This is a genomic window from Actinoplanes sp. L3-i22, from assembly GCF_019704555.1.
Lineage (GTDB): Bacteria > Actinomycetota > Actinomycetes > Mycobacteriales > Micromonosporaceae > Actinoplanes.
The window spans coordinates 9,406,946-9,426,430 of sequence record NZ_AP024745.1 but is presented as its reverse complement, the minus strand read 5'-3'; the positions used below and the strand labels follow the sequence as shown (position 1 = coordinate 9,426,430).

Genomic DNA, 19,485 nt, shown 5'->3' with positions numbered 1-19,485 from the left:
GTAGCCGCACATGGCATTCGGCATCAGAGGACTGCTTCGTGGCGGCGGCGACGCGGGCGAGGTGGTCCGGCACACGGTCGGCAACGCGCTCGTCCTGCACGGGCCGGACAAGATCAGCCCGGAGGCGCAGAACCTCGCGCTCGCGGTGGTGGCCGACGCCGAGCACGACATCGTCGTCCTCGACCTGGGCGCGGACCTGCCGACCAGTTCGTGGGAGTCGATCGCCGCGGCGCTGCCGCGGCGCCGGCGCGGCCTGCGGATCATGGCGTGCGGTCAGCATCGCGGGATGGCCGCGCTGGTCGGCCAGTGGCTCTCCGAGCGCCTGAACCGGACGGTCGTCGCCCCGGACGGCGTCCTGGTCCGCGGCGCCGCCGGCACGCTGTTCGTCGACTCGGCCACCGGCAGCGGCTGGGTGCGGTTCCGCAAGGGCAGGCCGCCGGTCGTGCTCGGCAAGCGCTTCCCGGCGCCGCCGTGGGACGGCGCGATCACCGACGTGACGCCGTCCAGCGCCAGCGGCGAGATCGAGCCGCTGCCCGGCGGTCTGTGGGTGCGGCCGGTCGGCGATCCGGCGGTGCTGGCCCGGCACCGCAACCGGCTGGTCGCCGACGTGCCCTGCACCGACCAGCTGATGACGGTGCTGGTCGGCTGCCCGGGCACCGGCGCGCTGCACCTCGACGACATCATCCGGTTCTGGCGGGACCTGGCCCCGGAGCACCGGGACCGGGCCCGGTTCGTGCAGTACGGCGAGGTGCTGCTGCACCCCGGCCGGTCGTTCGGGCAGACCCTCGCCGACGTGCTGGAATCCCCGGTGGTCTGCTACAGCGGGGTGCCGGTCGGCAGCCCGTACCGGTACGAGATCAAGGCGGTACGTACCGACGGCGTGCTGGGCTGGGAGCCGTACGCCATCGAATTGGGTTTTGCCCCGCGCAAAGCCGGCGGTGAGGCCGCCAGGCCGCGCGTGCTGCGGCACCGGCCCCCGATCATCGGCGCCGAGCAGGTCGACGAGCGTGTCTACTGGTACGCCCCGGACGCCGTCGTCGAGGTGGTCCAGGCCGGGCTCTGGGTGCGGCCGCCGAAGCTGCCGGCCGGCGCCGGCCGGGTCCGGGAGGTGGTGCTGGACGCGGAGCGGGTGGCGCTGTTCTACGACGACACGGTGGCCGCGCGGACCCGGCGGATGAAGGAGCTGGCGGTGGATCTGGGCGCGCGGCTCGACGTGGGGGCGCGCGACTTCGGTGTCCTGGTGGAAGCGTCCCGGGCCGGGGAGTTCGGGCCGGCCGGGGTGATCGGCTTCGACGGCGCGTCGGCCGGGGAGGGCGCCACCGCGAAGATCCGGCGGCCGGTGGTGACCGCGCTGGACGGCGGCGAGTGGACCGAGGGCGCGACCGCGAAGATCCACCGGAGCGCGCTGGCCGCGCTGACCGCCGACACCGCGGAGCACCCGGTGGTGGCGCCGCTGTCGGTGGCGCCGGTCGACGTCGACCTGACCTGGACGGCGCCCGTCGAGGTCGCCGGGGGAAAAGAGATCGGCGCCGAGCGCGCCTGGCTCCGGGAGGATCTCGGCGGCGCCTTCGCCGAGCTGGCCGAGCCGGTCGAGCGGATCCACTCGGAGAACCCCCGGTTGCAGGCCGACGTCGCCGACTCGATCGCGGTCCGGCTCTTCCTCGGCGAGCGGGGCGCGGCGATCAACGCCGGGCTGCGCTCCGGCGCCGGCGGCACCCACGTGCCGCTCGGCCGCTGCGTGCTGTCCGGGGTCGCCCGGCTGCCCTCGCACCGGGGCGCGAGCATCTACCGGACCACCCCGGGGGCCGCGGACTGGGCGGCCTACCGGGAGCGGCTCGCGGTCCGGGACCGGGGCTTCGTCAGCGCGCTGACGGCGCCCTGCGCGGGGCTCACCGGGGACACCGACGTGGTGATCTGGTCGCTGGCCGGCCGGCGTACCGCGCTGCTCGAACCGGACGACGCCTTCGCGGTCCGGGACCGGGTGCTGTTCGTGCCCGGCACCCCGTTCAAGGTGCTCGAGGTCGCCGAACCGGCGGCCGGGCGGCGTGGGATGATCCTGCTCCGCGAGATGGGTCTCAACGAGATGTCCGACGACGGCGTGGTGGCCACGAACCGGGTGTCGTTCGACGAGATCGCGCTCACCTCGATGCACCGCAGCCTGGAGAAGTGGGCGGAAACCCCGCCGGTCGAACGGGTTGGCGCCGCCTCGGTGGATCGTTTCACCGGGCTGCCGGGCCTGACCCGCGTCTGAGGAGAGTGTGTGGACACTGCCTACCGCGTCAGTCCACTGCGGGCGGCCGACCCGGACCGGCTGGGGGAGTACCGGCTGGTCGGCCGGCTGGGCTCGGGCGGCATGGGGGTGGTGTACCTCGCGGAGAGCGACGACGGCACGTACGTGGCGATCAAGCTGATCCACGCCACCCTGGCGTCCGACCCGGAGTTCGCCGGCCGGTTCCGCAGCGAGGTGGACCGGGCCCGGGAGGTGCCGGCGTTCTGCACCGCCGCGTTCGTCGGCGCCGACCTGGAGCACGATCCGCCGTACCTGGTGACCGAGTACGTCGACGGCCCCAGCCTGGAGGAGGTCGTCGAGGAGCGGGGCCCGCTGCGCGGCGGCGCCCTGGACTCGCTCGCGGTCGGGGTGGCCACGGCGCTGGCCGGCATCCACGGCGCCGGGGTCATCCACCGCGACCTGAAACCGGACAACGTGCTGCTGCCGCCGGGCAGCCCCAAGGTGATCGACTTCGGGATCGCCCGGGCGTTCGAGGCGACCAGCCGGCACACCCAGGCCGACGTGCTGGTCGGCACGGTGCCGTACATGGCGCCGGAGCGGTTCTCGGCCGACCCGAGCGGGTCGCTGACGCCGGCCGCGGACGTGTTCGCCTGGGGCTGTCTGATGACGTACGCCGGGACCGGCCGCACCCCGTTCCGCGGGGACTCGCCGTCCTCGACCATCGGCCGGATCCTGAGCCAGGAGCCGAACCTCGACGGCCTGCCGGAGTCGTTGCGCGCCCCGGTGCGGCTGGCCCTGGCCAAGGAGCCCGCCGACCGGCCGACCGCCCAGCAGTTGCTCGGCATGCTCGTCGGTGACCACCCGGTGCCGGTGCCGCCGGTGCCTCCGGTCGCGGGCAAGCGACGGGCGGTGACCGTGGTGGCGGCGGTGGCCGCGGTCATCGCGACCGTCGGGGTCGCCGTGGCCCTGTCCGGCGGCGTGCCCGAGGTCGCGGCGCAAGCGCCGGTCCCCACCGGAGCACCGGTACCGGCCGAGATCAGCACGACGCCACTGGCCACGACAAACCCAACAAAGACCACAAAACCGACAAAACCCGCCGGTACGGCCGTGCCGGGCAAGACCAATCCGTCCGGCCGCAACCTGGCACTCGGCCGGCCGGTGACCGCGTCCGGCAGCGAGGGCGACCCGTGGGCCGCCGGATACGCCGTCGACGGCGACCCGGCCACCCGCTGGAGCAGCGCGTTCAGCGACCCGCAGTGGCTCACCGTCGACCTGGGCGCCCGGTACCGGCTCAGTCAGGTCGTGCTGCGCTGGGAGCACGCCTACGGCGTCGCCTACCGGGTGCAGGTCTCGGCGGACAACGCGAAGTGGAAGACCGTCTACTCGACGGCGTCCGGGGTGGGCGGCGCCGTGACCGTCCCGCTCGACGCGGTCCCCGGCCGCTACGTCCGGCTCTACGGCACCAAGCGGAACAGCACGTACGGCTACTCGCTGTTCGAGATCGAGGTCCGCTGAGCCGCCGGCTCGACGCCGAACTCCGCCAGCCGGGCCCGGGTGCGCCGCTCGTTCCACCGCGCGCCCAGCACGGCGTGCAGCTCCACCGTCTCGGCGCCGGCCCGGGCCGCCTCGTGCGGTCGCCGGGTCGCCGCGAGCAGCACCGCCGCGTCCTCCAGGGTGACCGCCAGCTCGGTGACCCGGCCGACCCGGCGGTAGTGCGCCGCCGCACCCAGGGCCGGCTCCGGGTTCGTGGCCAGCAGCGCGCGGCAACGTTCCGCCGCGGCGTGCGCCCGGGCCCGGCGTACCTCCTTGGTGGCCTCCTCGGCGCAGAGCGCCGCGGCCCGTTCGGCGATGTCGCGGTGCCCCTGGCCGAGGGCGAGCCGGGTCAGGTACGGCAGCCACTGGTGCCGCAGCATCAGCGGCGCGAAGTCGGGCACCAGCAGCGGCTCCAGCATCCGCACCGCGTCCTCGGCCCGGCCCCGCTGCTCGGCGGCGAGCGCCCGGGCGACCAGCTGGAAGTCGCTGCTCTCCCGTTCCGCGTCGCTGGCCGGCAGCGCCTCGGCCAAGCCCAGGTGCCCGCCGGTCAGCACGGCGTCCCCGCGCTGGGCGGCGATCAGCGCGGCCACCCCGTGCAGGAGCGTGGTGACCGCGGCCGGCTCGCGCATCCCGAGCAGGGTGGAGCGCGGCCCGTCGGTGACCGTGCCGACCTCGGCCAGCGCGTCGTCCCACCGGCCGCGCCAGTAGTGCTGCACGACCGTGGCGACGTGCAGGCCGGACGGCAGCCGGTGGCGCAGGGCGAACAGCGCGCCCTCGCGCAGGGTGCCCTCGGCGTCCGCCAGCCGGTCCAGGTTCTGCAGCGTGAACGTCCGGTTGTCGAGCAGGTCGAGGTACATGGCGGTGAACGCCGGGTGGTCGCGCATGATGTCCAGCGCGCGGTCGACGTAGTCCAGGGCCCGCTCGTGGTCGCGGCGGATGGAGTGCGTCAGCCAGCTGGTCTGCAGGGCGTACACCGCCTCGTAGGGCTTGCCCTCGGCGAGCGCGGCGGCGTTGCGGGCGGCCGCCGACCGGTCCGCCTCGTCCAGGTCGTCGAGCGGCCCGCGGCGGAAGTTCGCCAGCAGCACCCGGTGCCGGGTCCGCCAGAGCGCCGGCACCTCCGGGTCGGACAGCGAGCCGGCCAGCACCGCGACGGCGGCCGCGGTCTCGCCCTGCCGATGGATCATGGTGGCCAGCAGGTGGCGCATCTCGGCGCGCTCGGCCGGGTCGGTGACCACCCGGGCGGCCTCCCGGGTGCGCTCGACCGGCTGCCGCTCGTGCCGGAAGTCCAGCCGGACCGCCGCGATCAGCAGCCGTTCCCGCTGCTCCGGGCCGGGTACGTCGGAGTCCAGCACCCGGTGCAGCAGCTCGGCGGTGACCTGCGGGGCGCGCCGGGCCAGCTCGGGGTGCTGCTCGGTCAGCCAGGACACCACCCAGGCGTCCGGGACCAGACCCTGGGCGATCAGCTGCTCGGCGACCCGGGTGACGGTGCTGCCGCCGCGGTGCAGCACCTCGGCGGTGTGCCGGTGCAGGGCGGGACGGTCGGGGGCCGGGATGCTCTCGTACAGCGCCTGGCGCAGCACCGGATGCCGGAAGACCAGGTCGGCGCCGGCGTCGGCGAGCACGTCGGCGGCGAACGCCTCCTCCAGGGTGGACAGCAGCCCGAGCGGTGACCGGCCGGTGACCGCGGCCAGGTCGTCGACGGCGAACCGGGGGCCGAGCAGGGCGGCCGAGCGCAGCACGTCCCGGGTGCCGGGGGAGAGCCCCAGGACCGCCGAGCGGACCGTGGCCAGCAGCGACGGCGGCGCCTGGACCAGCGAGAAGCCGGGAATTTCGGCGACGCCGCCGGTCACCTCGACGGCGCCGAGCCGCAGCAGCGCGGTGGTCATCTCCCGGGCGTAGAGCGGATTGCCGCCGGAGAGCGGGACGACGGTGGCCAGATTCGGCCCGGGCGGGGCTCCGGCCAGGTCGGCGACCAGCCGTTCGATCGCCTCGGTGGGCAGCGGGCCGAGGTGCATCAGATGCCCCCGGCGGGTCTGCACGCCCCGGCGCGGGCCGGCCAGCCGGCCGTCGTGCGCGTCCGGCCGGGTCGCGGCGACCAGCAGCAGCGGCAGCTGCCGGGTGACCGCGGTCAGCCGCGCCCAGACGGCCAGGCTCACGTCGCCGGCCCGGTGCAGGTCGTCGACGATCAGGACGAGCGGGGCGACGGCGCACAACGTCCGGACGTACGCCAGGACCCCGTCCCCGTCCGGGCCGGCCGTGCCCAGCGCGCGGCTCATCGTGTCGTCGCCCCCGGCGATGCTCCAGGCCAGCTGGCAGCCGCGGGTGCCGGCGCCGGCGAAGGCCGCGGCGATCAGCTCGCTCTTGCCGATCCCGGGCTCGCCCTCGATCCACACCGCCCGGCCCCGGCCGGCGGCGAGCGTGGCGACCATGCCGTGCAACCGGTTCAGCTCGGCGTCGCGGCCACCGGGCACCCGGTTGCGCGGTTTGCGCCGCAGGTCGTCGGCGACCGGCTCGGGCAGCACGCGCAGCAGCGGCGCCGGCTCGGCGGCCGGTGGACCGCCCGGTTCGGCGACGATCCGCTCGTGCAGCGCGGCGAGCTCCGGCCCGGGCGCGACGCCGAGCTCGGTGCGCAGCGTCTCCTGGGCCGCCCGGTACGCCGTCTGGGCCTCGGCCCGCCGCCCGGCCCGGTGCAGGGCGCCGACCAGCAGCGCGTGCAGTGGCTCGTGCAGCGGATGGTCGCGGACCAGGCCGGCCAGCTCGGCCACCACGCTGTCGTCGCCGAGCTCGGTCAGCACCCGGGCGCGCTGCTCGGCCGCGGCCAGCCGGCGCTCGGCCAGGCGGGCGCGTTCCAGCTCGAAGTGGTGGCCGGCCAGTCCGGCGTACGCCTCCCCGTGCCACAGCCGCAGCGCCTCGTCCAGGGTCGCGGCCGCGCCGGCCGGCCGCCCGGCCTGGTGCTGCGCGGTGGCCTCGGCGCAGAGCAGGTCGAACCGGGCGCTGTCCAGGTCGCCGGGGGACAGGCGCAGGGCGTACCCGGCCGGGCCGGAGGTGAGCAGGCCGGCGCCCAGCCCCCGGCGCAGCCCGGAGACGTAGGTGTACAGGTTGCCGTTCGCGGTGGCCGGCGCCGCGGCGCCCCAGACGCTCTCGATCAGCTCGTCGCGCCCGACCGGCCGCGCCGCCGCGGCCAGGATCGCGAAGACCGCCCGCTGCCGGGCCGGGCCGAGCGACAGCTCCCGCTCGCCGGCCCAGGCGCGCACCGGCCCGAGCACCGAGACGCGCAGCGCCGGGGTGGTCATCGGTCGCCGTCCAGGATCCGGGGGCGCGGAAGGTACGGCTCGGTCGGATCCCCGGGCAGCAGCGACCGGACCCGGTCGAGCAGCTCCCGGATCCGCTCGGCCCACTCGGGGGCGATCCGCCCGGCCCGCAGCGCCCCGCGGGCGAGCGCCGCCGCGGTCTCCGCCTCGCCCCGGCGCTCGTGCGCGCGCGCCGCGGTCCACACCATCTCGCCCTCCAGCCCCGGATCGGTGGTCCGGGCGGCCACCCAGGCGGCCGGCACGGCGGCGTTGCGCTCCTGCCGCAGCAGCAGCCGGGCCAGCCACGCGGTCAGCGGGATCCGCAGCTCCGGATCGAGGCCCTGCTCGGCGTGCGCCCGGTGCAGCACGGTCAGGGTGACCATCGGGGCGCGCTCGGCCAGCCGCTCCACGTGCCCGGCCAGCCAGGTCCCGATCGCGCCGTCGAAGGGCACCTTGCCGGCCAGGAACTGCACCACCACCTCCTCGGGCGGCGCGCCGGCCGCGGCCAGCCGCAGCCCGAGCGACCGGTGCACCGGGATCCGCAGGGCGGCCGGCGTCCCCTCGTGCAGGGTGCGGGCCACCACCCGGTAGGGGAAGACCACCCGCTCGCCGCTGCTGGCCAGCAGCCCGGCGGCCAGCAGCGGCGCGAGGTCGCGGGACAGCTCGGCGGGGGACCGGTCGGCGACGGCGGTCAGCGCGGCGAGGGTGCAGCCGATCGGCTGCGGGCCGGGGATGGCCAGCTCGTAGGCGCTCAGGAAAGCCGCCGCCCGCAGCACCTCCCGGGCGCCCTCGCCGAGCGGCGCGAGATGCGCGCCGACCGCGGCCGGCAGCCCGTCGGCCACCGTCTCCCCGGCGGCCAGGTGCCGCAGGTAGTACGGATTGCCACCGGCCTCGTCCAGCGTCCGGGCCAGCCGCAGCGCGTCGGGTGGCGCCGCGGCGATCGCCCGGACCAGCGCGGTCGCCGCGGCGGGCGGCAGCGCCGGCACGGTCAGCACGTCGTCGCCGGTGCGCGCGGGCGCCGGCGCGGTCCGCTCGGTGGCGATCAGCACCAGGGGCACCTCGCCGGTCCGTTGCCCGAGCTCGTCCCAGACCCGCCGGGTGAGCGGGTCGGCCCAGTGCAGGTCGTCGGCGACCAGGATCAGCGGAGCCTCCCGGGCGGCCCGCAGGACCAGGTCGACGGCCGCGGCGACGGTCGCCTCCGGTGCGGTGTGCGCGGCGTCGCCGGCCACGGTGACCAGCTGGGCGGCCAGATGCCGGGCCGGGGTCCCGGCCAGCGCGGCGTCCACGCATTCCAGCAGCATCGCGAGCGGCCCGCGTCCGGCCAGCTCATCACCGACCACCCAACCCAGAAGACATTGCTTGGGTACGGCGTCCCGCAGCGCCACCGTGAGCAGCGCCGACTTGCCGATCCCGGCGGCGCCCACGATCCGTAGCCGGTGGCCCTGCCCGGTCGCGGCGCCGGCCACGATCCGCCGGAGCCGGTCGATCTCGTGCTGCCGGCCGAGCAGCGTGGGCCGCTCGGCCTCCGGGCGGTCGCGGCGCGGCCCGAGTGTGGGGATGCCGGCGAACGGGGTGACCGTCATCGGCACCTGCCGCCAGGCCGGGCGCAGCGCCCCGGCCAGCATCGTGCGCAGGTCCTCGCGCTCCGGGTACGCGGTGACCAGCGCCCGCAGCACCCCGGCGGCCTCCTCGTGCCGGTCCGCCGCGGTCAGCAGCGCCGCGTGCCGTTCCGCGGTGGCGATCCGCAGCTCGGTCAGCCGCAGTCGCTGCGCCTCGGCGAACGGGCCGGGCACCCCGGCCAGGGCGTCGCCGTGCCACAGGGCGCCGGCGTCGCGGACCGCGGCCAGCTCGGCCTCGCTGTCACCGGCGGCCCGGTGCCGGCGCGCGGTCTCGCGCAGCGCCTCGAACCGGTACGCGTCGATCGACTCGGCCGGCAGGTCCAGCTGGTAGGTCCCGCCCCCGGAGTTGAGCAGCCGGCTCGACGACCGGCGGTCCCGGTCCGGCTCGAGGAGCTGGCGGAGCGCGTTCACATAGGTGTAAACGTTGCCCATCGCGCTGGCCGGCGCGTCCGCACCCCAGACGGCGTGGATCAGCCGGTCCCGGGAGACCGCGTGTCCGGTGTCGAGGGCCAGGACACAGAGCACGGCGGTGCTTCGCGCGGACCCGAGATTGATGTCGGTGGTGTCCCGTCGCGCGTGTACCGGCCCCAGCAGGTGAAGATCTATCACTCAGCGGCACACCAGGAACGTGACGCAATGACCTGGCATGTTCACATTTGTAGTCGGTCTCGCGGGCGATCGCCAGTCCGCCCGCGCAGTCCCGGGCAAGATCGGGTGACGAGTCGGGCAGGATGACCGAACAGAGGGTTCCGTTGTGGCCGGTTCACTGGTGGACTCGTCGCGTGCCGGCGCCATCCGACTACCCGACCGACCCGTTCGCGGGCGAGCTGATGCTCGCCCTCGCCGACGAGGGCCGGCTGGCGGTGGAGGCGGGCCAGGCCGACGCGGTCATCGCCGGTCTGGAACGGACCCTCTCGGAGGTGCGCGCCCGGCTGCGGGTCATCCGGATCTGGCAGCAGATGCCGACCGGCTGGGTCGACGAGCTTCGCGACGACCTGGCCGACGAGGTCTCGACGGCGGTCCTGGCCGACCAGATGGCCCCCGGCCGGCTCGAACAGGCCCTGGTCGAGCTGCCGAAATACATCGAGGCGCTCCGCCGGGCCCGGGTTCCGTCCGGGGCTTGAAGATTTTCTGAAGATCACTTCCGGAGACTGTCGCCGCGTCTCGATACAGCGGAGGTGGGCAGTGGAACGGGTTCGGGTGGTTCTCCAGGCATCGGACCCGGTCAGTCATGCGGGACTGGCCAGTCTTCTCCAGAGCGGCCCCGGGGTGGCCGTGGTGCAGCCCGGTGACCGGACCGGTGGCCAGACCCTGGTCTTCGCCTGCGACCGGTTCTCCACCGAGGCGGTGGCCGCGCTGCGCCAGGCGTCGGCCGAGTTCGGCCTGCCGGTCGTGCTGGTGATCAACGAGATCACCGAGTCGGAGCTGCTCACCGCGATCGGGTGCCGCGTGGTGGCGATCCTGCACCGGTCGGCGGTCACCGCCGAACGGCTCGTGCGCAGCGCGATCGCCGCGGCCAACGGCGGCGGGGTGATGCCGCCGAACCTGGTCGGCGAGCTGCTCAAGCACATCGAACGGCTCCAGCGCGAGGTGCTCGCGCCGCACGGCCTGAACGCCTCCGGCCTGACCACCCGCGAGATCGACGTGCTCCGGCTGATGGCCGAGGGGCTGGACACCAACGAGATCGCCGGTCGGCTCTGCTACTCCGACCGGACCGTGAAGAACGTGATCCACGGGCTGACCCACCGGCTCAACCTGCGCAACCGGTCGCACGCGGTGGCCTATGCGCTGCGGGCCGGGATGATCTGACCCGAGCGGGGGAGCCGGGAGGTTCGAGGGGGACTGCCCGGCTCCCCGTTCGCGCTAGGTCGAGCCACGTCCGTGACCGGATCAGGGGGCGACCCGGCACGGGAGGTCGTTGACGGTGAAGCTCGACGGGGTGGCGCTGGCGCCGGTGGCGCGGAAGCCGATGGTGATGGAGTTGCCGGGCGGGACCACGGCGTTCCAGCTCTTGTCGCGGGTGGTGACCACGTCGGTGGCCGAGAGCAGCACGGCGTTCCAGATCTCGACGACCGTCGCGGTCGCGTCCAGCGGGAAGCGGAACGTCCAGCCGTTGATCGTCTCCGTGCCGATGTTCAGCACCGTGATCCCGGCGGTGAAGCCGCCGGTGTAGGCGGACATCCGGTAGGCCACCTCGCACACCGCGGCGGTGCCGGCCGGGGTGGCGGCGCCGGGGATCATCAGCGCCGCGCCCAGCATCGCTCGTCCGATTCGCGACATTGCGACTCCTCTACATCGGATTTCGTCGATAAAATCTCGCCGATCCAGTGTTGACTGCCGGACTGGACGAGGACTGGACGCGGGATGACGCTACGGATCCAGGTGCTCGGGCCGATGCACGCCTGGCTCCATGACGAGCCCCTTCCGCTCGGGCCGCCCGCGCAACGGGCCGTGCTCGGGCTGCTGGTGCTGGCCGGTGGGCAGCCGGTCGGCCAGGCCGACCTGATCGACGCGCTCTGGGGCGAACAGCCGCCGGCCAGCGCGGTCAACGTGATCCAGACGCACGTGAAGCGGCTGCGCCGGCTGCTGGAGCCCGATCGGGCCCCGCACTCTCGCAGTGCGGTGCTGCCCTATCTGGGGGACGGCTACCGCCTCGGCGTCCCCGTCGACCAGATCGACATGATGCGCTTCCGTCGTCTCGTCCGGCAGGCCGGCGGCGACGAGGAGGTGGCGGCTCTGACCGAGGCGCTGGCGCTGTGGCAGGGACGGCCCTTCGCCGACCTGCCCGTGCTGGCCGGCCACCCGAAGGTGCTGTCGATCGCGGCGGAGCACCGGGCGGCCCTGGGCCGGTTCGGCGCGGCCATGCTGGCGGCCGGGGCGGTGGAGCGGGCGATCAGCGCGTTCGAGGAGGCCGCGGCGGCCGATCCGCTCGACGAGGTGGGGCAGGCCCGGCTCGTACGGGCGTACGCCGCCGCCGGGCGCAGGGCGCAGGCGTTCACCGTGTATCACGCGGTGCGGCGCCGGCTGGCCGACGAACTGGGTGTCGACCCGGGGCCGGAGCTGACCGCCGCCCACCAGGAGCTGCTGGACGAGGATGCGCGACCACACGTGGTGACCGTGCGGGACCGGAAGACGCCCGCCGAGTTGCCGGCCGACGTGCCGGGTTTCACCGGGCGGGCATTCGAGCTGGGCGAGCTCGACCGGCTGACCACCGCGCCGGAACGGGACACCGTCGTGATCGCCGTCGTCTCCGGCACCGCGGGCGTCGGCAAGACCGCACTGGCCACCCGGTGGGCGCACCGCGCCCGGGACCGTTTCCCGGACGGCCTGCTCTACATCGACCTGCGCGGCTACGACCCGGAGCAGCCGGTGTCCGCGAGCGCCGCCCTGGCCCGGTTCCTGCGCTCGCTCGGGTTGCCGGGCGAGCAGGTGCCGGGCGACGTCGAGGAGCGCGCCGCCCGGTACCGCAGCCTGCTCGACGGGCGCCGCGTGCTGATCCTGCTGGACAACGCGGCCTCGGTCGACCAGATCCGGCCCCTGCTGCCCGGGTCGGTCGGCAGCGCCGTGCTGGTGACCAGCCGCGACAGCCTTCCCGGACTGATCGTGCGGTACGGCGCGCGGCGGCTGGACCTGGACGTCCTGCGGAGGGAGGACGCGCTGGCCCTGCTGCGGCGGCTGGTGGGCGATCGGGTCACAGCGGACACCGGCGCCGCCGAGGCGTTGGTGGCGCAGTGCGCCAGGTTGCCGCTCGCCCTGCGGATCGCGGCGGAGCTGGTGCAGCGGAGGACACCGGCGACCCTGTCCGAGGTGGCGGGTGAGCTCGCTGATCACCGGGGGCGGCTGGAGCTGTTGTCGACCGGGGATCCGCATTCCGACATGGGCGTCGTGTTCTCCTGGTCGTACCGGGACCTGCCGCCCGGCGCGGCCCGCATGTTCCGGCTGCTGGGCCTGCACCCCGGCGCTGATGTGGACGGCTTCGCCGCGTCCGCCCTGCTCGGCGACGAGGCCGGCGATGGCGGGACAGCGGTCGGGGGTGACGAAGCGGGCGGTGACTCGAAGGCGGGCGGTGACGAGGCGGCCGCGCGGGAGAGCCTGGCCCTGCTCGCCGCCAGGCACCTGGTGCAGCGCAACGGCGACCGCTACGCCATGCACGACCTGCTTCGCGCGTACGCGAAGGACCTGGCCGCCCGCGACGGCGAGACCGACCTGCCGCGCCGCGTCCTGGAGTTCTATCTGCACACCGCGGCCACGGCGATGGACGTGCTGTATCCCGCCGAGCGTGGCCGGCGTCCCCGGGTGCCGCGCCCCGCGACGGCGTCCGCGCCGCTGCGGAACAGCACGGCCCTGGCCTGGCTGGACGCCGAGCGCGCCAACCTGGTCGCCACCGCCGTGCATGCGGCGGAGCACGGCCAGCAGTGGTACCCGGTGCGGCTCGCCCTGGTGCTGCTGCGCTATCTGGAGAGCGGCGGCCACTACGCGGACGCCGTCACCCTTCACGAGCACGCGCTGCGGGCCGCCGAGAGCCTGCCGGACAGCCGTAGCGCGGCACGGCTGCGGATCGACATCGGCGTCGTCGCGATTCAGCAGGGCCGGTACGCCGAGGCCACCGCCGAGCTGCAGCGAGCGCTGGAGCTCGCGTGCGAGGCCGCGGACGACTCCGTCCGGGTGCGCGCGCTCGGCAATCTCGGGCACGTCCATCAGTGGCTGGGCCGCTACGACGACGCCGCCCGGATGCTCACCGAGGTGATCGCCCTGGCCCGCGACTCCGGTGACCGGGGTACCGAGGCGCGCGGCCTGGGCAATCTCGGCCAGGTGCGGTTGCGTCAGGGCCGGTTCGCGGAGGCCGCGGAGAACCTGCGCGCGTCGGCCGCCATCTGCCGGGACGTCGGCGACGTCGTGGGTGAGGCCTACGCGCTGGTGTATCTGGGTCATGTCGGGTCCGCCCTCGGCCGGTACGACGAGGCGGGCGAGCAGCACGAGAAGGCCCTCACCCTGTTCCGTGGCGCGACCGAGCCGGCCGGCGAGGCGTACGCCCTGGACGGCCTGGGCGGTGTCGACCTGCTGCGCGGCGAGCCGGAACGGGCTCTCGACCGGCTCGGCGAGGCGCTCACGCTGTTCCGGCGGATCGGGGAACGGGCCGGCGAGGCGCGGGTGACGAACAGTCTCGGCGAGGTCGCCACGGCCCGGCGCCGCCCCGGCGAGGCGCGGGCGCACCACCTGTCCGCGCTACGCCTCGCTGAGGAGATCGGCAACCGGTACGAGCAGGTCCGTGCCCAGGCCGGCCTGCAACCGCCGGTCGCGTCGAGCGCGATCACCAGGCCGGCGCGGTAGCGGTTCGTCAGCCCGGGTGGGTGAGTGTCGCGCCGGTCCAGAAGTCCTCCAGCGTCGCGATGAGCGACACCCGCGTCGTCACGCACGTGTAGCCGGGGACCTTCAGCCCGGCCACCGCGAGCGGCACGGCGGCGACGCCTTCGACGACACCGTCGTCGCTGATCGGATGGTCCCGCACGTCCAGGGCGGTCGCCGACCGGTGCGGGTGGATCGTCGAGGCGCCCCGCTCGCAGGTGGCGTCCACGTCGGCGGTCACCTGGACGGAGATCGTGGTCACCGCCGACTCCAGAGCCACGTCCACCTCCTGGAACGTGACGGTGGCGACGGCGCCGTCCCAGCCGGCCCCGGTGGCTTCCGGCACGAAACGCGCACCGTCCGCGAGGGCGGCGGTGGCGCCGCCGATCAGAAGCGTTGCGACGGACATGGTGACCATGGCGAGTCTCGGCAGTACGGATGACATGTCGGCCTCCTCGGCTCGTAGAGGTGACGGCGGCGACCGGTCCAGGCACCGGTCGCCGCCGTCGGGAGTCGCCGGTCAGAGCTCCTCGAAGTCGACCGGGACGTCGCCGTTGTTCTGATCCTTGGCGCCACCGGAAGCCCCGTTGACCACCGTGAAGTCCTTGGTCGTGCCGTCGAGCTGCAGGCGCAGCGTCTCGAACCCGATGCGCAGGGTGGACACCCCGTTCAGCGCGGCGGCCGAGACCTTGAACTTGATGTCGATGTTGACGTCGATCAGTTGCTCCGAGCGGAACGTCTCCTTCAGGACGCTCTGGCTGGTGTCCTTCTTGAAGCTGAGCGCCCACACCTTCCAGCCGGACGACGACGGAAGGTTGTAGACCGTCCACAGGCTCTTGAAGTCGTACGTCCGGAGCGTGCCCTGGATGCGTCCTTCGAGATCGAAGCCCTGTGACTGGATGACGAGGTTCTGCAGGCTGCTGAAGCCGTGGAACGCGGTGATCTGGTCCGCGGCCGCCAGTCTCGCGACCTTGCTGTTCGACAGGATGACCTTGAAGTCACCGTTGGTGACGTCGATGACCGAGGAGTCGGTCCGGCCGGTCGTGCCGACGGCGCCGGCCGGGCCGGTGAGCGCCAGAGCCCCGCCGGCGGCGAAGGCCGCGACACTGACGGTGATCGCCATTGCGGTCCGCGCCCAGGTTTTCCACATGCGACGGCGCATGTCCCCTCCTTCTGTTTCCGCTGCTGGATCCGTTGCGGAAGAAGCTATTCAGCGGCGCTGGACGGGCACTGGACATCACCTGGACGCGAGGGGTGGTAAGGAACCTGAGCCCGGCGCGGCACGCGTGCGGTGTCAGGGGTTCGGGTGCAGGACCGGACCGAACAGGCGGTGGGTCTGCTCGGCGCGCAGGCCGACGAACATGCCGGTCGCGGTGACCAGGGCGGTCCCCGGCTCGGCCGCGGTCGCGATGGTGCCGGTGGCGGTCACCCGGCGGCCGTCCACCGCACGCACCTCGGCGCGCAGCAGCAGCGGGGTCAGCAGCGGGACCGGCGCGCGATAGCTGGTGTCCAGGCGGACGGTCATGCCGGGATTGCCGGACGCGACGACGGCGTGGCCGAGGATCTGGTCGAGCAGCATCGCGCTGACGCCGCCGTGCGCGAACATCGGTGGCCCCTCGAAGGCCAGGCCGAGCGTGCACCGGCCGATCGCCTCGCCGGCGACCACCTCGACGTGCACCGGCGGGGCGAGGGCACTGCCGGAGCCGGTGACCGGGTTGTACATCCGGACGCCGCCGAGCAGGTCGTCGGCGCTGGACAGCGTGTTGTGGCCGCGCACCCGGGAGCCGAGCCGGGCGATCACGGCGCGGATCTCGGTGGCGGCGTGGAGCAGGTCGTCGGTCTGGGCCTCGGTGATGGTGGCGTGCTCGACCAGGGATCGCAGGGCGTCGCCGAGCTCGCTGACAGCCTCGCGTCGACGGGTCACCGCTTGTCCTTCCATGACAACAGCATCGCCGCCGATGGGTGGTGAGCAACTAGTGAATCAAGTCACACTGCTATAACCTGTTCTAGTTGGTAAACCGGAGGAGGCGCGGGATGGCCAAGGTGACCGTTGAGGCCGATGCCAAGGCGGATCCGCAGCGGGTCTGGGATGTCGTGTCGGACCTGTCACGGGTCTCGGAATGGAACACGATGCACGAGGGATTCGTCGGCGATCTGCCGGAGAGCCTCGGCGCGGGCGTCACGTATCGGCAGAAGGTCAAACTGATGGGCATGCCCGCCGAGATGGCGTGGCGGGTGATCACGGCGGCCGCGCCGAGCCGGCTCGAGCAGAACGGCGACGGGCCGATGGGCGTCAAGGCGAAGAATCTCCTCGTGATCGAGGCGGCCGACGGTGGCTCGCACATCACCTACGAGATGGAGTTCATCGGCCCGGCCCTGAAGGGCCCGATGGCAGCCATGCTGGAGAAGCAGGCCGGCGCCGCGGGTCAGCAGGCCCTGGCGAAACTGGTCGCGCTGGCCGAGTGACCGGGCCGCGTTTTGCCGGCGGCCGGGGGTGCGGCGCGGCCGGCCACACTCCTGACCGTGCCTCGCACCCGGCCCGGTTGCTAGCGCAGCAGTAGGCGGCTCGCCAGCTCCAGGTGGTTGATCACGTCGTTCGCCGAGGCGCGGCGGGTCACCCAGGCCACCAGGTTGGACAGCCACACGTCGCCGATGACCCGCGCCTTGGCCCGGTCGTCGGCGGTCGGCTCGCCGTCGTGCATGGCCCGGGTGAACATGTCCTCCATCAGTCGCGCGACGGCGTTGACCTCGGCGCTCGCGGACGGATCGGCGAACATGAAGGCCCGGGTCATCGCCTCGGTGAGCTGCGGCTCGCGCTGCATCGCCCGGGTCACCCGGCTGAGCACGAACCGCATGCGCTCGTCGGGGTTGTCACCGGGGATCGGCTTGCGCTCCAGCTTCTCCTGGGTCTTCTCCAGCTCTGCGGCCAGCGCCGACACCAGCAGGTGGATCTTCGACGGAAAGTACCGGTACAGCGTGCCCAGGGCGACCTCGGCGCGCTCCGCGACGGTGCGCATCTGCACCGCGTCGTAGCCACCCTTCGACGCGAGCAGCAGCGTGGCCTCGAGGATCCGGCGGCGCCTGTCGCGCTGCGCGGCGGAGCCCTGCTCGGTGTCGATGGTGCTGCGCGCTGCGCGAATACTGGTATTGGTTCTCGGTGCAGCCATGGTCTGCCTCTCGCGGCGCTGTGGTCCCACCAGCCTAGCAACGGGATGTTGACGGCCTGTTGCGGCGATCGATGTTGACCCAGAAATGAAACGTGTTCTAATAGCGGAATGGGTCCGGACTTCGCACTCGACAACGCGCAGGAGGCGATCGTCCGCCTTGCCGGCGAGGTGCTGGGCGACCATGGCGACGCGCCGCGACAATTGTGGAAGTCGCTCGGCCAGGCCGGGCTGCTCGGCCTCGCGGTGCCGGTGGAGCTCGGCGGCGCCGGGCTCGGCGCGCTGGCGACCGGCCTGCTGCTCACCGAGATCGGCCGGCACGCCGCCCGGGTGCCGGCCTGGTCGACGCTGTCGCTCGGGGTGCTGCCGCTGGTGCGCTGGGGCAGCGCGGAGCAGCAGCGCGATCTGCTCCCGGGAGTGCTGGAGGGCCGGGTGCTGACCGCCGCCCTCGGCGAACCGGTCGCGGCCACCGAGGACTGGCGGCTGACCGGGACCTGCCACGCCGTCCCGGACGCCGACCGGGCCCATCGGATCCTGGTGCCGGCGCGCGGCACGGTCGCGCTGGTCGACCCATCCGCGTCCGGCGTGACATTGCTGCGGACCCCGGCCTCGTCCGGGACCGACGAGTTCACGCTGCTTCTGGAGGATGTCGCCGCCGAGCCGCTGGGCAGGATCGAAGGCCGATTCCAGCGGTACGCGATGGCCGGCGCCTGTGCGCTCGGCGACGGCGCGCTGGCGGGAGCCCTGCGGATGACCGCCGATCACGTCCGCGACCGGCGCCAGTTCGGCCGCCCACTCGCGACCTTCCAGGCGGTCGCCCAGCAGATCGCCGACGTCTACATCGCCTCCCGCACGATGCACCTCGCCGCGCTCGCCGCGAACTGGCGTCTCGACCAGGACCAGGGCAGAGACCACGATTACGGTACGGACGCCGACGCCGACGCCGACCTGTGGACCGGGGCGTTCTGGCTGGGCAGCGAGGTCCTGCCGGCCCTGCGGGTCTGCCACCACCTGCACGGCGGGCTCGGACTGGTCGCCGACCACCCGTTGCACCGGCACACCGAACTGGTGCGTGACCTGGTCCGTCACCTCGGCGGCGCGGAGCACTGCCTCGATCGATGGGGGGACTCCGGTGTTCATCGCGCTGACTGAGGAACAGCTCGCTCTGCGGACCCGGCTACGGACGTACCTCAGGAAGGTTTTGACCGAGAATGATCGCGCGGCGATGCTGATCGACAGGCACGGGGCGGTCTATCGGGCTCTGGTTCGCCGGTTGGGCCGGGACGGCTGGCTGGGGCTCGGGTTCCCGGAGCGGTTCGGGGGCGGCGGTCTCGGGCCGGTCGAGCAGCAGCTCTTCGTGAACGAGGCGGCGCGCGCCGACGTGCCGTTGCCGGCGGTGACCCTGCAGACCGTGGCGTCGACGCTGCTGGCCCACGGCTCGGCCGAGCAGCAGGAGTTCTTCCTGCCGCGGATCCTGGCCGGCGAGATCCACTTCGCGATCGGCTACACCGAGCCGGAGGCCGGCACCGATCTCGCCGCGCTGCGGACGCGGGCCGTGCGGGAGGGCGACGAGTACGTGGTGAACGGGCAGAAGATGTTCACCACCGGCGCGCACGACGCCGACCACCTGTGGCTGGCCTGCCGCACCGACCCGGGGGCGCCCCGGCACAGGGGGCTGTCGATTCTGATCGTGGACACCACCGACCCCGGCTACTCCTGGACGCCGATCATCACCTGCGACGGCGCGCACCACGTCAACGCGGTCTACCTGGCCGACGTGCGGGTGCCGGCGAACCGCCTGGTGGGCGCGGAGAACGGCGGCTGGCGGCTGCTGACCGCGCAGCTCAACCACGAGCGGGTGATGCTCGGTCCGGCCGGGCGCTTCGGCGCGTTCATCGATCGGGTCCGGAGCTGGGCGGCGAGCCACGACACCCCGGACGTGCGTCGTGCGCTGGCCCGCGCCGAGGCCTGCCGCCGGGTGAACGAGCTGCTCAACTGGCAGGTGACCGGTGGTGAGCCGAACGTCGCCGACGCGTCCGCCACCAAGGTCTTCGCCTCGGAGCGCCTGCTGCGGATCGGTCAGGAGTTGGAGGAGGTGGTCTGGCGGCACGGCGATCCGGCCGATCCGGCCACCGCCGCGCTGCTGGCCTGGCTGGACCTGCAGGCCAAACGCAACCTGGTGCTCACCTTCGGCGGCGGGGTCAACGAGATCCAGCGGGAGCTGATCGCGTCGGCCGGTCTGGGCCTGCCGAGGGTGCCGAGGTAAGGGGAGGCCGGGTGTGACCGGGCGAGGGCCGGAAGGG

At 73.9% G+C, this 19,485-nt stretch carries 15 protein-coding genes; 8 read left to right on the top strand and 7 right to left on the bottom strand.

All coding sequences use genetic code 11. The features are described from left to right. Positions 1-10 precede the first annotated feature (10 nt). Both L3i22_RS41985 and L3i22_RS41980 read left to right on the top strand, forming a co-directional pair. Positions 11-2,251 (top strand): hypothetical protein, encoded by a 2,241-nt coding sequence (locus L3i22_RS41985; protein WP_221323000.1) that lies wholly within the window; start codon positions 11-13, stop codon positions 2,249-2,251. A 9-nt stretch (positions 2,252-2,260) separates the two neighbouring features. Next, positions 2,261-3,745: a protein kinase gene (locus tag L3i22_RS41980; protein ID WP_221322999.1), complete on the top strand. Its 1,485-nt coding sequence runs from the start codon at positions 2,261-2,263 to the stop codon at positions 3,743-3,745. Here the strand turns inward: L3i22_RS41980 and L3i22_RS41975 are convergent. Further along, the gene (locus L3i22_RS41975; RefSeq protein ID WP_221322998.1) at positions 3,715-7,056 is read right to left on the bottom strand and encodes a BTAD domain-containing putative transcriptional regulator; all 3,342 of its coding nucleotides are present in this window, start codon (positions 7,054-7,056) and stop codon (positions 3,715-3,717) included. The genes L3i22_RS41980 and L3i22_RS41975 overlap by 31 nt on opposite strands. Next, a complete protein-coding gene (locus L3i22_RS41970) occupies positions 7,053-9,281 on the bottom strand; it encodes a BTAD domain-containing putative transcriptional regulator (RefSeq protein WP_255657570.1) in 2,229 nt (742 codons plus the stop codon). Before L3i22_RS41970 ends, L3i22_RS41975 begins: the two co-directional genes overlap by 4 nt. Positions 9,282-9,454: 173 nt before the next feature. Between L3i22_RS41970 and L3i22_RS41965 the strand changes: the two genes are divergently transcribed. Together L3i22_RS41965 and L3i22_RS41960 are read left to right on the top strand one after the other, a co-directional pair. Further along, positions 9,455-9,796, top strand: coding sequence for a hypothetical protein (locus L3i22_RS41965; RefSeq protein ID WP_370644289.1), 342 nt, complete (start codon positions 9,455-9,457; stop codon positions 9,794-9,796). A gap of 61 nt (positions 9,797-9,857) precedes the next feature. After that, positions 9,858-10,481 carry a response regulator transcription factor gene (locus L3i22_RS41960; RefSeq protein ID WP_221322997.1) on the top strand — a complete coding sequence of 208 codons (624 nt, stop codon included), beginning with the start codon at positions 9,858-9,860 and terminating at the stop codon, positions 10,479-10,481. A gap of 81 nt (positions 10,482-10,562) precedes the next feature. Here the strand turns inward: L3i22_RS41960 and L3i22_RS41955 are convergent, their stop codons facing one another. Next, entirely contained in the window at positions 10,563-10,952 is a 390-nt protein-coding gene (locus L3i22_RS41955) for a cellulose binding domain-containing protein (RefSeq protein ID WP_221322996.1), read from the bottom strand. An 84-nt stretch (positions 10,953-11,036) separates the two neighbouring features. Between L3i22_RS41955 and L3i22_RS41950 the strand changes: the two genes are divergently transcribed. Beyond that, a complete protein-coding gene (locus L3i22_RS41950; RefSeq protein WP_221322995.1) occupies positions 11,037-14,003 on the top strand; it encodes a tetratricopeptide repeat protein in 2,967 nt (988 codons plus the stop codon). 7 nt (positions 14,004-14,010) lie between these two features. Here L3i22_RS41950 and L3i22_RS41945 read toward each other — a convergent pair whose 3' ends face one another. The 3 genes from L3i22_RS41945 to L3i22_RS41935 all read right to left on the bottom strand — a co-directional run bounded on the left by L3i22_RS41945 (position 14,011) and on the right by L3i22_RS41935 (position 15,957). Beyond that, complete coding sequence (locus L3i22_RS41945) at positions 14,011-14,463, bottom strand: hypothetical protein (RefSeq protein ID WP_221322994.1); 453 nt, start codon at positions 14,461-14,463, stop codon at positions 14,011-14,013. Positions 14,464-14,538: 75 nt separating this feature from the next. Next, entirely contained in the window at positions 14,539-15,180 is a 642-nt protein-coding gene (locus L3i22_RS41940) for a hypothetical protein (RefSeq protein WP_221322993.1), read from the bottom strand. 132 nt (positions 15,181-15,312) lie between these two features. Further along, entirely contained in the window at positions 15,313-15,957 is a 645-nt protein-coding gene (locus L3i22_RS41935) for a hotdog domain-containing protein (RefSeq protein ID WP_221322992.1), read from the bottom strand. 95 nt (positions 15,958-16,052) lie between these two features. On the opposite strand from L3i22_RS41935, the gene L3i22_RS41930 reads away from it, so the two are divergent. Next, the gene (locus L3i22_RS41930; protein WP_221322991.1) at positions 16,053-16,484 is read left to right on the top strand and encodes an SRPBCC family protein; all 432 of its coding nucleotides are present in this window, start codon (positions 16,053-16,055) and stop codon (positions 16,482-16,484) included. An 80-nt stretch (positions 16,485-16,564) separates the two neighbouring features. Here L3i22_RS41930 and kstR read toward each other — a convergent pair whose 3' ends face one another. Further along, positions 16,565-17,185: a cholesterol catabolism transcriptional regulator KstR gene (gene kstR, locus L3i22_RS41925; RefSeq protein WP_221322990.1), complete on the bottom strand. Its 621-nt coding sequence runs from the start codon at positions 17,183-17,185 to the stop codon at positions 16,565-16,567. Positions 17,186-17,293: 108 nt separating this feature from the next. On the opposite strand from kstR, the gene L3i22_RS41920 reads away from it, so the two are divergent. Both L3i22_RS41920 and L3i22_RS41915 read left to right on the top strand, forming a co-directional pair. Beyond that, a complete protein-coding gene (locus L3i22_RS41920) occupies positions 17,294-18,334 on the top strand; it encodes an acyl-CoA dehydrogenase family protein (protein ID WP_221322989.1) in 1,041 nt (346 codons plus the stop codon). After that, positions 18,315-19,448, top strand: coding sequence for an acyl-CoA dehydrogenase family protein (locus L3i22_RS41915; RefSeq protein WP_221322988.1), 1,134 nt, complete (start codon positions 18,315-18,317; stop codon positions 19,446-19,448). The genes L3i22_RS41920 and L3i22_RS41915 overlap by 20 nt, the downstream gene beginning before the upstream one ends. Positions 19,449-19,485: the final 37 nt, after the last annotated feature.

What these genes read in the sequence shown, in the direction of transcription:
- L3i22_RS41940 (WP_221322993.1), bottom strand. Translation starts at nt 15,180, where the DNA reads ATGCGCCGTCGCATGTGGAAAACCTGGGCGCGGACCGCAATGGCGATC.
- L3i22_RS41930 (WP_221322991.1), top strand. Translation starts at nt 16,053, where the DNA reads ATGGCCAAGGTGACCGTTGAGGCCGATGCCAAGGCGGATCCGCAGCGG.
- L3i22_RS41935 (WP_221322992.1), bottom strand. Translation starts at nt 15,957, where the DNA reads ATGGAAGGACAAGCGGTGACCCGTCGACGCGAGGCTGTCAGCGAGCTC.
- L3i22_RS41945 (WP_221322994.1), bottom strand. Translation starts at nt 14,463, where the DNA reads ATGTCATCCGTACTGCCGAGACTCGCCATGGTCACCATGTCCGTCGCA.
- L3i22_RS41955 (WP_221322996.1), bottom strand. Translation starts at nt 10,952, where the DNA reads ATGTCGCGAATCGGACGAGCGATGCTGGGCGCGGCGCTGATGATCCCC.
- L3i22_RS41920 (WP_221322989.1), top strand. Translation starts at nt 17,294, where the DNA reads ATGGGTCCGGACTTCGCACTCGACAACGCGCAGGAGGCGATCGTCCGC.
- L3i22_RS41975 (WP_221322998.1), bottom strand. Translation starts at nt 7,056, where the DNA reads ATGACCACCCCGGCGCTGCGCGTCTCGGTGCTCGGGCCGGTGCGCGCC.
- L3i22_RS41950 (WP_221322995.1), top strand. Translation starts at nt 11,037, where the DNA reads ATGACGCTACGGATCCAGGTGCTCGGGCCGATGCACGCCTGGCTCCAT.
- L3i22_RS41985 (WP_221323000.1), top strand. Translation starts at nt 11, where the DNA reads ATGGCATTCGGCATCAGAGGACTGCTTCGTGGCGGCGGCGACGCGGGC.
- kstR (WP_221322990.1), bottom strand. Translation starts at nt 17,185, where the DNA reads ATGGCTGCACCGAGAACCAATACCAGTATTCGCGCAGCGCGCAGCACC.